This window comes from Streptomyces sp. NPDC056987 (genome assembly GCF_042673865.1).
Classification (GTDB): Bacteria; Actinomycetota; Actinomycetes; order Streptomycetales; family Streptomycetaceae; genus Streptomyces.
This window is the reverse complement of record NZ_JBHURV010000016.1, coordinates 1-12,771: the sequence shown is the minus strand read 5'-3', so window position 1 is coordinate 12,771 and position 12,771 is coordinate 1. Positions and strand designations below refer to the sequence as shown.

The 12,771-nt window shown below is 70.9% G+C and carries 8 protein-coding genes; 3 read left to right on the top strand and 5 right to left on the bottom strand.

Annotated features, from left to right (window positions below; all coding sequences use genetic code 11):
- Positions 1-3 precede the first annotated feature (3 nt).
- The 5 genes from ACFTZC_RS19830 to ACFTZC_RS19810 all read right to left on the bottom strand — a co-directional run bounded on the left by ACFTZC_RS19830 (position 4) and on the right by ACFTZC_RS19810 (position 9,409).
- Positions 4-3,495 carry a nitrate- and nitrite sensing domain-containing protein gene (locus ACFTZC_RS19830; RefSeq protein ID WP_382891408.1) on the bottom strand — a complete coding sequence of 1,164 codons (3,492 nt, stop codon included), beginning with the start codon at positions 3,493-3,495 and terminating at the stop codon, positions 4-6.
- A gap of 338 nt (positions 3,496-3,833) precedes the next feature.
- The gene (locus ACFTZC_RS19825; RefSeq protein WP_189282429.1) at positions 3,834-4,415 is read right to left on the bottom strand and encodes an ATP/GTP-binding protein; all 582 of its coding nucleotides are present in this window, start codon (positions 4,413-4,415) and stop codon (positions 3,834-3,836) included.
- Complete coding sequence (locus ACFTZC_RS19820) at positions 4,396-4,803, bottom strand: DUF742 domain-containing protein (protein WP_319683976.1); 408 nt, start codon at positions 4,801-4,803, stop codon at positions 4,396-4,398. The genes ACFTZC_RS19825 and ACFTZC_RS19820 overlap by 20 nt, the downstream gene beginning before the upstream one ends.
- 106 nt (positions 4,804-4,909) lie before the next feature.
- Positions 4,910-5,323 (bottom strand): roadblock/LC7 domain-containing protein, encoded by a 414-nt coding sequence (locus ACFTZC_RS19815; protein ID WP_030351794.1) that lies wholly within the window; start codon positions 5,321-5,323, stop codon positions 4,910-4,912.
- A gap of 9 nt (positions 5,324-5,332) precedes the next feature.
- A complete protein-coding gene (locus ACFTZC_RS19810; protein ID WP_382891405.1) occupies positions 5,333-9,409 on the bottom strand; it encodes a nitrate- and nitrite sensing domain-containing protein in 4,077 nt (1,358 codons plus the stop codon).
- A 577-nt stretch (positions 9,410-9,986) separates the two neighbouring features.
- On the opposite strand from ACFTZC_RS19810, the gene ACFTZC_RS19805 reads away from it, so the two are divergent.
- The 3 genes from ACFTZC_RS19805 to gltX all read left to right on the top strand — a co-directional run bounded on the left by ACFTZC_RS19805 (position 9,987) and on the right by gltX (position 12,707).
- Positions 9,987-10,217 carry a hypothetical protein gene (locus ACFTZC_RS19805; protein ID WP_382891403.1) on the top strand — a complete coding sequence of 77 codons (231 nt, stop codon included), beginning with the start codon at positions 9,987-9,989 and terminating at the stop codon, positions 10,215-10,217.
- A 242-nt stretch (positions 10,218-10,459) separates the two neighbouring features.
- Entirely contained in the window at positions 10,460-11,245 is a 786-nt protein-coding gene (locus tag ACFTZC_RS19800) for a fumarylacetoacetate hydrolase family protein (protein ID WP_382891401.1), read from the top strand.
- A complete protein-coding gene (gene gltX, locus ACFTZC_RS19795) occupies positions 11,238-12,707 on the top strand; it encodes a glutamate--tRNA ligase (protein WP_382891399.1) in 1,470 nt (489 codons plus the stop codon). Before ACFTZC_RS19800 ends, gltX begins: the two co-directional genes overlap by 8 nt.
- The last annotated feature ends 64 nt before the right edge of the window (positions 12,708-12,771 follow it).

Genomic DNA, 12,771 nt, shown 5'->3' with positions numbered 1-12,771 from the left:
ACACTAACGCTCCTGGTTGTAGGTACTGCCCGGGCCGCGGCCCGGTCCGTTCTTGTCCGCTCCGGCGTTGCGGCCCCGCTCGACGCCGCGTCGCAGGTTGCTCAGCCTGCCCCGGATGTCCTCCGGGGCGCGGGAGACCTGGGGGCCGTTGTGCGTGGTCTGCTCCGCCGCGCCCTCGACCAGGTTGGCCTTGGGCACCCGGCGCGGCAGACCGGACGAGGTGACACCGCCGGCCTTGGGCTCACGGAGCTTCTCCGCGCGCTGGAACCGCTCGTCGTTGCGCACGCGCCAGTCGTCGGAACCGGCCGTCCCCGCCTGCCCGTTGGTCCGGTTGTCGCCAGGGCCGCCGCTCGGGGTGTTCCCCGCGCCGCGTCCCTTGTCCTGCTCAAGGCTCTGCCGGCTCTGCTCGTCCTGGAAGTTGCCCGGGGTGGTGCTCCGGCCGTTCAGCGCCGTCGACGAGGTCTGTCCGGCCGGCTGTCCTTCGCCCTCACCGGCGGGCTGCCACGACGCCGACGGCTGCGGCTGCTGGGGCTGGCCGCTGCCACGGCGCGGCAGACCCGCGTCCGTCAGTGTGTGACTGGTGCTCGGGGAGGGACCCGGACGGTTCAAGCCTACGTTGTCCCGGGGGTTCTCGGGAGCGCCGAGGCCCGATTCCGGTTCGGCGGGCCGCTCGGCGTCGTACGTACCCGGATAGGCACTCTGATCGGCCCACTCGCCCTGGTGGGGCTGGGGGGTGAACAGATTCTCGTACGTGCCCTCGGCGCCCTGCGCGGCGGGGTACGGGGACTCCGTATACCCCTGCTGCCCCGGGGTCCCCTGCTGCGGGAGAAACGCGTCGGACTGCTGGTACGTGTCGGGCTGCTGGTACCCGTCGGACGGCTGGTACGTACCGGTCTGCTGGTACGTGTCGGGCGCGCGGTACTCCTCGAACCCGCCCGTGGTGAACTCGGCCGTGGGGGTGGAGAAGTCCGCCCCGGGCGCGGGCTGCTGGGGCGCGTATCCCGGCTCGTACCCGGACTCGTACGACGGCTTCGCCTGCGCGTACCCGTCGGTGGACTCCTCGCGGAACTGACCGTCCACCTGGTCCTGGAAGAGCGGCTGCTCGCCCGTGTCGTTCTGCGGGGACGTCCCGAGGGCCGCGCGCCGCTCGTCGCGCTTGAGCGAGCGGTTGACCGGGTCGAGCCGCGCCGACTGCTCCGCGGCCGTCGGCTGCTGCTCGTACCGCGAGTCGTCGAAGCCCAGCTCCGCCGCGGTCAGCATCGGAGCGGTCGGGAAGGCCTGCTCCTCCTCCGGGAGGTTCGGCTGGTCCGGCATGATCTGCGAGACGGTGAAGTCCTCGCCCTGGCCGGGGGCGCCGCCCCCGCCGCCGTGCGTGATCGCGTCCGGCAGCATGACCAGCGACGTCGTGCCCGCCTGCTCGCCCGAGGGGCGGAGCTGGACCCGTACGCCGTGCCGCTCGGCGAGCCGGCCGACCACGAACAGCCCCATGCGCTGGGAGACCGTGGCGTCCACCGTCGGCGGGTTGGCCAGCTTGTGGTTGATGTCGGCGAAGTCCTCGGCGGTGAGACCGATCCCCTTGTCGTGGATCTCGATCATCACCCGGCCGTCGGGCAGCCGGGTCGCCGTGACCCGGACCTTCGTCTGCGGCGAGGAGAACGTGGTGGCGTTCTCCAGCAGCTCCGCGAGCAGGTGTACGAGGTCGGTCACGGCCTGGCCGTGGATCTCCGTCTCCGGGACCCCGGTCAGCTCGATGCGCTCGTACGACTCCACCTCCGAGGAGGCGGCGCGCAGGACGTCCACCAGCGGCACCGGCTGGTTCCAGCGGCGGCCGGGCTCCTCGCCCGCGAGGACGAGCAGGTTCTCGCCGTTGCGGCGCATCCGCGTCGCCAGGTGGTCCAGCTTGAAGAGGTTCTCCAGCTGGTCCGGGTCGCCCTCGTTGTTCTCCAGGTCCGAGATGAGGGTCAGCTGGCCCTCGATCAGCGACTGGTTGCGGCGTGAGAGGTTGGTGAAGATCGCGTTGACGTTGCCGCGGAGCATCGCCTGCTCGGCCGCGAGCCGCACCGCCTCGCGGTGGACCTGGTCGAAGGCGCGGGCGACCTCGCCTATCTCGTCGCGCGAGTCGATCGGGATGGGCTGCACCCGGGTGTCGACCCGGCCGGGCTCGGCCCGCGAGAGCTGGTCGACCAGCATCGGCAGGCGCTGCTCGGCGATCCCGAAGGCGGCCGTGCGCAGCGACAGCATCGACCGGCTCAGCTGCCGCGCCATCATCCCGGCGAGGATGAAGGCGGCCAGCAGGGCGACCAGCACGATCGCGCCGTTGATGATCGCGTTGTTCCTGGCGTTGGTCGCGATCGAGGACGCCTCCGCGACGGCCTTGTCGACCAGCTCCGTCTCGATCGTGTTGTACCCGTCGAACTTGGCGGTGGAGGCCGCCATCCAGGTCTCCGGGGTGACCCCGCGCTCGGCGAGCTGCTCGGGGGAGTCGCCGCTGGCGATCGCGGCCACCATGCCGTCGTAGACGGAGCCGTCCTTGGCGGGCGGCGCCGTGAACTCCTTGCCCGCGGCGGCGGCCTGCTGCTGTGCGGAGGCGATCTCCTTGGCCCCGGCGGCCGCCTGCGCGGTCATGACCTCCTGGAGCCTGACGGCGTCCGACTGCGTGCCGCCGGAGACGTACTCGCCGATGGCGACGTCCTCCAGGTAGGCGTACGAGGAGAACGCGATCGCCTGGCCGGTCTTGACGTCGGCCTTCTGGCTCGGCCTGACCAGCAGGTGCGTGCCGATGGAGCGCTGGAGCGACTCGGCGCCCTTGGCCAGCCCGATGGCGTAGACCGTGCGGCCGTAGCTGGTGATGTTCCCGGTGCCCAGTCCCAGTTCGTTGGAGAGCTGCATGAGCGTGTGCTCCAGCGGCACGTACGCCTCTTCGGTGGCCACGGGACCGCCGTTGCCACCGCTCTTGTCCGGGGTCTCCACGCCTGCGGTGTACGCGGTCTTCCGGATGTTCTCCAGCGTCGGCTCCGAGCTGCGGAAGAGCCCGATCCGGCGTTCGAGGCCCTCGTCGGCGGGCAGGTCCTGCACCGCCAGGTCGAACTTCTTCTTCGCCGCGTCCGTGGCCGCGTAGCTCTCGGTGACGACCTCGGCGTCCCGTTTGTTGGTGAGCAGGGACTGCGCGGTGAGATCGCGCTCGTTGAGCAGCGCGTGTCCGTACTCGGATGCGGCCCGCACGACAAGGGCCGTCTTCTGCGCGTCCTGCGCCTCCTGCCACGTGTCGATCGAGCCCTTGACCTGGAATCCCCCCATGACCAGGCCGACCATGACGGGGACCAGGAGGATCGCGTACAGCCGGGTGGTCACCCGCCAGTTACGCGGGGAGAACGGGCTGGGGCTGCCGGCCGCGGCGGGCGGACCGGTCGTGACGGCAGGCGCCGCTGCGCGCGGCGGCGGGGTGAAGTTGCCCCGCGCCTTCTGCTCCGCGGAGCTCGTCGTGCTTCGCCTCACTCGACCAACAACCTCTCGGCGTCGGCACCTACGCTGTGCCGTGTTTTGTTCAGGGCCGTACTACTCGGGAGTTCTCGAATTCCAGCACGGGGGGCGCCCCCTTTCCAAACAGCGGGAATCAGCCATTCCTTGTGGCACATGCCTCACGTAAAACGGGCATAAAGAGCGAGCCCCGCCAAAAAGCGGGGCTGCCATGAGCGCAGGGGCACCGGGCGAGTGCGCCGGGTGGCCGGAGAGCGCGAAACCTCTGTCGAAATGTTATGAACACAGAGGCGGGCCGTGTCAAAGGACATGGCCCACCTCCGGGTATGCCTACGGCAACTTCCGTAGGGCACCGTCTACTTCAGTCGTGCCATGAGGGCGTGTTCGACGAGGGTGATGAGTCCGCTTTTGGCGTCGGCGCGGTGGCGGGCGTCGGTGGTGATGATGGGGGTGTCGGGGCCGATCTGGAGTGCTTCGCGTACTTCGTCGGGGGTGTAGGGCTGGTGTCCGTCGAAGCCGTTGAGGGCGATGACGAAGGGGAGTCCTGAGTTTTCGAAGTAGTCGACGGCGGGGAAGCAGTCGGCGAGGCGGCGGGTGTCGACGAGGACGACGGCGCCGATGGCGCCGCGGACGAGGTCGTCCCACATGAACCAGAAGCGGTCCTGTCCGGGGGTGCCGAAGAGGTAGAGGATGAGGTCTTGGTCGAGGGTGATGCGTCCGAAGTCCATGGCCACGGTGGTGGTGGTCTTGTCTCCGGTGTGGGTGAGGTCGTCGATGCCGGCGGAGGCGCTGGTCATGACGGCTTCGGTACGCAGCGGGTTGATCTCCGAGACGGCGCCCACGAACGTGGTCTTGCCCACGCCGAAGCCGCCCGCCACCACGATCTTCGCGCTGGTGGTCGATCGGGCCGCACCGCCGCTAGAGCTTGCGAAGTCCACTGAGCACCCTTTCGAGCAGTGTCACATCCGGCGTGCCGCCGGCCTCTCCGTTGCCCGGCTGGTGGATGGCCACCATGCCGGCCTCCGCCAGGTCGGCCACCAGGATGCGGGCGACGCCGAGCGGCATCGTCAGCAGCGCCGACACCTCGGCCACCGACTTGACCTCGCGGCACAGGTGGCAGATCCGCTGGTGCTCGGGGAGCAGGGTGGCGAGATGCGCGGGGTCCGCGGTCGTACTGACCAGCGCCTCGATGGCGAGCTGGTACCGCGGCCGGGTCCGGCCGCCGGTCATGGCGTACGGACGTACCAGCGGCTGATCGCCCTCAGGACCGTACGAGGCGTCGACAGAGACGCCGTACGGATCGTGAGAGGCGGGTGGCGGGGTCATGAATCCTCCGGGCGTGACAGCAAGATGTCTACGTGCCGTCTGACTTGGCCGGTGGGGGGCCGGTTGGGCGGCCTGACGGTAAGTGGCTGGGGAGTTCCTGGAAAGCTCAGTGCAGCAGACTTCCCTGGAGCTCGGCGCGCAGGTCCGGTGTGAGGACCGTACCGGCGCGATCGACCAGGAGGGCCATTTCGTACCCCACCAGACCGATGTCGCACTCGGGGTGGGCGAGGACCGCCAGGGAGGAACCGTCGGAGACGGACATCAGGAAGAGGAAGCCGCGCTCCATCTCCACCACGGTCTGGTTGACCGGGCCGCCTTCGAAGATCCGGGACGCCCCCGCGGTCAGCGAGGTCAGCCCGGATGCCACGGCCGCGAGCTGATCTGCGCGGTCGCGGGGGAAGCCCTCGGACATGGCCAGCAGAAGTCCGTCTGCGGAGACCACCACGGTGTGGGACACCCCAGGGGTGTTGTCCACGAAATTGGTGATCAACCAGTTCAGATTCTGCGCAGCCTGACTCATCGGACTCAACTAACGCTCCTGCTGGTGAGAGGTGCCGAGGTTGAATCCGTTGCTCGCCGGGCCGGTGTTGCCCGCCTGACGACCTTGCTGGATGCCCCGACGGAGATTGGTCAGCCGGCCGCGCACGTCAGCGGGCGCACGGGAGACCTGCGGACCGGCCTGGGTGTTCTGTTCCTGCGCGGTACCGGGCACCAGATTGGCACGCGGCACCCTGCGGGGCAGACCGGAGGTGGTGATGCCGCCGGACTGGGGCTTTTTGGCCCGCTCCGCCTGGCGTACCAGCTCGTCGTTGGGAGAGGTGCGCCAGGAGGAGGTGGCGCCCACGCCGCCCGCGGCTGAACCCCGCGAGTCCGGACTGCCGCTGGAGAAGTTGAAGCCGGCGCCGTTGGTCCCGGAGCCGTGTCCCGCTCCCAGTCCGCCGAGCCCGGGGCGCTGGCTCAGGCCCTGGCCCGGGTTCCGGGAGTCGGAGCCGCCGGTGGCCGGCCGGCCACCGCCGAAGGCGTCGCTGCCGGAGCCGCCGACGTCGTAACCGTTGGTGGTGTAGCCGCCGGAGCCGGTGCCGTTGGTGGTGTAGCCGTTGGCGCCGTTCGTGGCCGCGCCGCCGGTGTCCGTCGTGCCGTTCGGGCCCGAGCCGTTGGCGGGCTCGCGCCGCGGTGCCGGCGGTGTCGGCGACTGCTGGGACGGGCTCTCCTGGCGCTCCGGGTCCGTGGTGCGGGACGACCGGCCGTCGTCCGCTCCGCCGCCCTGCTGACCGCCGCCCTGGGTGGCGTGGAACCAGTTGGTCTCCAGGGTGTCGTACAGCGGCGTACGGCCGTCACCGGGGCCGGAGGCCGGGGGCAGCGCCTCCGGCTGCGGCTGCGGCGGAAGACTCGGCTGGCGGTAGCCGCCCTCGGAGCCGGGCGCCGGGGCCGGCGCGGGCGGGCGCGGCGCGTTGAAGTCCTGCCGCTCGGAGCCGAAGTCCGACGACGGGCGGAAGCCGGAGCCGTCGGTCTGGCCGCCACGCTGCCCGCCGTACTCCGGGGAGTAGCCGGCCGGGGCGTTGAAGTCGGGACGGGGGAACTGGGCCGTGGACGCGGGGTCCTGGCCGGCGCCGAGCGGGCCGCTCTGATCGGGCCGGGGCCCGTCGAAGTCCGGGCGCGGGAACTCGGAGGTCGCGCCGGGGTTCTGCCGCTCACCCGTCGGACGGGCGAACTGGCCGGTGGACTCGTGCTCCTCGTGGCCGCGCGGCGCGTCCAGCGGGGCACGCCCCGACTGCTGGTCGCTGCCCCAGCTGGTGACCGGCGGGCGCTGCGGGCGCTGCGGCTGCGGGTTGCCGCCGGGCAGCTCGGCGCGCGGTCCGCCGGGGGGCGGGAGCTGCCGACCGCGGTCGGGTGCGGGGGCGCCGCCCTGCTGGAAGGCGTTCTGGGCGCGCCCGCTGAAGCCGTTCTGGCCCTGGCCGCCCTGGTTGCCGGGACCGCTCTGGCCGCCGGGCCCGCTCTGGTTGTCCTGGCCGCCCGGACCGCTCTGGCCGAAGACGCCCTGCGGACGGTCCTGGCGCTGCTGGCCCTGGCCGGGGCCACCCTGCCCGCCGCCCTGCGAGGGACCCTGCGACGAGGGGCCGAAGGCGTTCTGCGCGAAGATGTTCGGCTGTCCCGAGCCCTGCCGCTGCGGATCCTGGGCGCCGCCCTGCGATCCGGCCCCCGATCCGTCGCGGGACGGCAGCGCGGCACGCGGCCCCTGGCCGGATCCGACCTGGCCGCGCGGGGCGCCCGCGCCGAGCAGACCACCGGGCGCGGGCGCGCCGCCGGGGCCCGAACCGAGCCCGGGACGGCCGCCGCCGGGAGCGCCGGGGAGCTGGCCGCCGCCCGCGGGCGCCTGGCCGAGCGGACCGCCCTGGCCGGGTGCGCCGGGCCGGCCGGCCGGGCCCTTCTTGCCGCCGTGGGCGACATCGACGGGCAGCATGACCAGCGCGGTCGTACCGCCGGAGTCGGAGGGGCGGAGCTGGATCCTGATGCCGTGGCGCAGCGACAGCCGGCCGACCACGAACAGACCCATGCGGCGCGAGACCGAGACGTCCACGGTGGGCGGCGAGGCCAGCCGCTCGTTGATCGCCGCGAGGTCCTCGGGGGAGAGCCCGATGCCGGTGTCGTGGATCTCCACCAGCACCCGGCCGTCGGGCAGCGCGTGACCGGTGACGCGGACCTTCGTCTGCGGCGAGGAGAACGACGTCGCGTTCTCCAGCAGCTCGGCGAGCAGGTGCACGAGGTCGTTGACGACGCGGCCGGCGACCTCGGTCGTCGGTACGGAGGCCAGCTCGATGCGCTCGTACTGCTCCACCTCGGAGGCGGCGGCACGGAGCACGTCGACCAGCGGTACGGGGCGGGTCCAGCGGCGGCCCGGCTCCTCGCCCGCGAGGACGAGGAGGTTCTCGCCGTTACGGCGCATACGGGTCGCGAGGTGGTCCAGCTTGAACAGCGAGGAGAGCTGGTCAGGGTCGGCCTCGCGGGACTCCAGTTCGGAGATGAGCGAGAGCTGACGCTGGATGAGGCCCTGGCTGCGGCGCGAGAGGTTGGTGAACATCGCGTTGACGTTGCCCCGGAGCAGGGCCTGCTCGGCGGCGAGCCGGACCGCCTCGCGGTGCACGTCGTCGAAGGCCGCGGCGACCTTTCCGATCTCGTCCTTGGAGTGCACACCGACCGACTCGACGGAGGTGTCGACGTCCTGCGGGTCGGAGTCGGAGAGCTGCTTGACCAGCTCGGGCAGCCGGTCCTGGGCGACCCGGGTGGCCGTGTCCTGGAGGCGGCGCAGCGAGCGGATCATGGACCGGGCGACCACGAAGGCGCCGACGAGCGAGACACCGAGGACGACGAGGATCAGCGCGGCGTTGAAGATCGCGTCACGCTGCGACGAGTCGCGCAGCTCGCGGGCCTTGCTCTCCATCTCGCCGAGCAGCGTCGCCTCGATGGTCTTCATCGCGTTGATCCGGGTGGACGCCTGGTCGGTCCAGTCCAGGTACGAGCGGTTGGGCTGGCTCGCGAGGCCGTCGGTCGAGCCGAGCACGCGGTCCGCGTACTTCTCGGACGACTGGATCTCGGGGTTGCCCTGCCCGTTGAGCGGGGCCATCAGCTCTTCGGCGTCGCCGCCCATCGACTCGTACAGGAAGCTGAAGGAGGTGAGGGCGTTCTTCTCCTTCGTCGCCGCGGCCAGACCGTACAGCCGGTCGTTCTCGCCGAGCTTGCCCTTGGTCGAGGGGTCGGCGGGCAGCGCGGCGGCGATGATCGCCCGCTGGATCGACGCGTACTCCTTGGCGGACGAGAACGCGGCGAGCGCGCGGGTCCGCTTGATCATTTCCGGGTTGTTGGTCGCCTGCGCCATGTCCTGCGAGAGGCTCAGCAGCGAGGTGATCAGTCCGTCGTACGCGTCGACGGTCAGCGAGTCCGAACCCGAGCCGAGGTAGGCGTCCTTGCGGATGGTGTTGATCCGGTTGACCTGGGTGGCGATCTGGTTGACGTTCGAGCGGATGCTCTCCAGCGCCTGGTCGCCGTCGGTGTTGCCGATGTCGACCGTGGCGTCGAGGAACGCCTTCTTGGCCCGGTCGGTCTTCTCGCGGCGGTCCTGGACCTTGAAGTCCTTGGGGTTCGCGCCGTTGGTCAGCGGTCCGGCCGACTCGTCACGCTCCGCCTGGAGCGCCTGCGAGAGCGCGGTCGCCTCTTTGGTCATCTTGGTGAGCAGCTGCATGTGTTCGAGCTGCTGCATGTCGTTCAGCGACTCGTTGATACGCAGCCCGCCCAGCGTGGTGGCCGCGACCACCGGCAGGGTCAGCAGCGCCACGAGGCGGGTGCTGATGCGCCAGTTGCGCAGGGCTATTCGGTTCCCCGGGTCGTTCGGCGACTTCGCGTTCGGCACCGTCTGCGGAGGCGGCGGCATAGGAGGCGCGCCGAGGCCGCTCTGTCCCGGACCGGGGCGCCCGCCCCGGCCGCCGCTGTGGTCGCCCGACGGAGCCGGGCCCGGGTTCTGGGTGTGCTGGGGCGAGGAGCCGCGGTCGGAACCGCCGCGGTGCTCCTGCTCCGCCGCAGCGCTGCCATCCCTCTTGTAACGTCCCTGCACTAGCGTCGCAACCTCTGGACCAGGCGTTCCCCCGCTGAACGGCGGAACGGTGTCGGCGTCGTGGGGCGCGGAAACGCACCCCATGGTGGTCGTGAGTGACCGGCGCTGCTCCCCTTCCCCGCCGCCACTCGGCGCTGCGTTGCGCCCCTGCGCGCCGGCACATTCAAACCCGCGGCGGTGGGGGGAATTCCAGCACAGAGCGGGATCTCCAACAAGGGCGGAGGGCGGGGCTGTGACGTGAATGACAGGGCGTGAGCACCGGGTCACCAGCCGTAGAAAGTGTTCACGGAGGAATCGGACTTTCACCCACGAGGTGTCTACGGGTGGGGGGTGTCCCAGTACGGATGATCAGCAGCGGAATGCAACGTTCAGTAGCGCAATGTCCGTTTCCTTGGTCGTCAACTCGCGCCCGGAATGGGGGAAATGCCTGGCAGGTCGTGAGCAAACTCACACCGTGATCGACGATCGATCGCCGCTTCGGCGGGGAATTGGATGTTTAGCCTGACGCTTTACAGGGATGGCCCATCCGACAATCGGCGCTCCGGCGCCCGTAGCCCGACAAGGTCTGACACCACAGATGAGTCCGCAGAATCCGCAGCAGAAGACGATGATCTTCCGCAACACCGCCAACCCCCGGCGTACCACGCTGGCGCACCTCAAGGATGCCGAGGAGCTGGCCCCCGCCGCGCAGCCGGAGCACCCCGTCGCCCTGCCGAACCGTACGGCCAACCCGCGGCGCACGATCCTGATGACCGCCCCGGCCGCCCCGGCCGACGGCGCCGTCGCCGCGGCGCCCACCGCACCGTAGCTCCTGCCGGCCCGTTCCGCCCCGCACGATCAGCCCCCTCGCCCGCCCGTGTGCCACGCCGCGCTCCGTCGGTTGCTCCGCCTCGCGCACGGTAATACGCGGCGCGGACGCCCGGCGTTCACACGCGGTGCCGCACGCGCCGTGCGCCCGCCCGGTCACGGGGAACAGGGGGCTCCCCTCCTCTCGCGTTAGCCTGGGGCGTCAGTCTCCAGACCAGCCAGCAAGTGAAGGGCGACAGCTTCGTGCGCATCGCCAGATTCTCCATCGACGGCAATGTCGCCTTCGGCGCGGTCGAGGGCGACGGCAGCGGTGACACCGCCGGCCTCGTCCTCGACATCATCAGGGGCATTCCGTACACCGACTTCGAGCTCTCCGGCACCAAGGTCCCGCTGAGCAAGGTCCGGCTGCTCCCGCCCGTCCTGCCCAACAAGGTCGTGGCCTTCGGCCGCAACTACGCGGAGCACGCGGCGGAGCTCGGCAACGCGGTCCCCGACGTGCCGTTCGCCTTCTTCAAGCCCACGACCTCCGTGATCGGCTCCGGCGACGCCATCGAGTACCCGTCCTTCTCGAACGAGGTGCACCACGAGGCCGAACTGGCCGTGGTCATCGGGCGGATGTGCCGCGAGGTGCCGCGCGAACGCGTCAAGGACGTCATCTTCGGCTACACCTGCGCCAACGACGTCAGCGCGCGCGACACCCAGAAGAGCGAGAAGCAGTGGGCGCGCGCGAAGGGCTTCGACACCTCGTGCCCGCTCGGCCCCTGGGTGGAGACCGAGCTCGACCCCTCCGACCTCACGATCCAGTGCACCGTCAATGGGGAACAGCGGCAGCTCGGCCGTACGAGCGACATGATCAACTCCGTCGAGGACCTGATCGTCAACATCACCGAGGCCATGACGCTCCTCCCCGGTGACGTCGTCCTCACGGGCACCCCCGCGGGGGTCGGCCCCCTCAGCGTCGGCGACGAGGTCGCCGTCACCATCGAAGGCATCGGCACTCTCACCAACAAGGTGATCAAGCGTGGCTAGCGCACCCGTCCGTGTACGTTTCTGTCCCTCCCCGACCGGCAACCCCCACGTGGGCCTGGTCCGTACCGCCCTCTTCAACTGGGCGTTCGCCCGCCACACCGGCGGCACCCTGGTCCTGCGCATAGAGGACACCGACGCGGCGCGCGACTCCGAGGAGTCGTACGTCCAGCTCCTCGACTCGCTGCGCTGGCTCGGGCTCGACTGGGACGAAGGCCCCGAGAAGGGCGGCCCGCACGCCCCGTACCGCCAGTCGCAGCGGATGGACATCTACCGCGACACGGCGGCCAGGCTGCTGGAGGCGGGCCACGCCTACCACTGCTACTGCACCACGGAGGAGCTGGACGCCCGCCGGGAGGCGGCGCGCGCGGCGGGCCGGCCGTCGGGGTACGACGGCCACTGCCGCGACCTGACCGCCGAGCAGAAGGCGGCGTACGAGGCGGAGGGCCGCACCGCCATCGTCCGCTTCCGGATGCCCGACGAGCCGATCACCTTCACGGACCTGGTCCGCGGCGAGCTGACCTTCACCCCGGAGAACGTCCCGGACTACGGCATCGTCCGCGCCAACGGCGCGCCGCTCTACACGCTCGTCAACCCGGTCGACGACGCGCTGATGGAGATCACCCACGTCCTGCGCGGCGAGGACCTGCTCTCCTCCACGCCGCGCCAGATCGCGCTCTACAAGGCGCTGATGGAACTGGGCCTCGCCCAGCGGATCCCCAGCTTCGGCCACCTTCCGTACGTCATGGGGGAGGGCAACAAGAAGCTCTCCAAGCGCGACCCCCAGGCGTCCCTCAACCTCTACCGCGAGCGCGGCTTCCTCCCGGAGGGGCTGCTCAACTACCTCTCGCTGCTCGGCTGGTCGCTCTCGGCGGACCGGGACCTCTTCTCCATGGACGAGATGGTCGCCGCGTTCGACATCGCGGACGTCAACGCCAACCCGGCCCGCTTCGACCTGAAGAAGGCCGAGGCGATCAACGCGGACCACATCCGGCAGCTCGACGTGAAGGCGTTCGCGGACGCCTGCGCCCCATGGCTGAAGGCCCCGTACGCCCCGTGGGCACCGGAGTCCTTCGACGCGTCGGCCTTCGCGGCGCTGGCCCCGCTGGCCCAGACCCGGGTCACGGTCCTCTCGGACATCACCGCCAACGTCGACTTCCTCTTCCTGGACGAGCCGGTCGAGGACGAGGCGTCGTGGGCGAAGGCCATGAAGCCGGGCGCGGACGCCCTGCTGACCACGGCCCGCGCGAAGCTCGCCGAGGCGGAGTGGGACGCGGAGTCCCTGAAGAACGCGGTCCTCACCGCCGGCGAGGAACACGGCCTCAAGCTCGGCAAGGCCCAGGCCCCGGTCCGCGTGGCCACCACGGGCCGCACGGTCGGCCTCCCGCTCTTCGAGTCCCTGGAACTCCTCGGCCGGGAGCGCACGCTGTCGCGGATCGACAGGGCGCTGGCGAAGCTGACGTAGCCGTTCGGCGAGCCGCACATGAGGGCCCGGCGGCCCGCCCCGTACGCTGTCTCTTATACACATC

Bases quoted from the DNA above. Each gene is read 5' to 3' on its own strand.
- ACFTZC_RS19820 (WP_319683976.1), bottom strand. From the start codon at position 4,803: ATGACCCCGCCACCCGCCTCTCACGATCCGTACGGCGTCTCTGTCGAC.
- ACFTZC_RS19815 (WP_030351794.1), bottom strand. From the start codon at position 5,323: ATGAGTCAGGCTGCGCAGAATCTGAACTGGTTGATCACCAATTTCGTG.
- ACFTZC_RS19805 (WP_382891403.1), top strand. From the start codon at position 9,987: ATGAGTCCGCAGAATCCGCAGCAGAAGACGATGATCTTCCGCAACACC.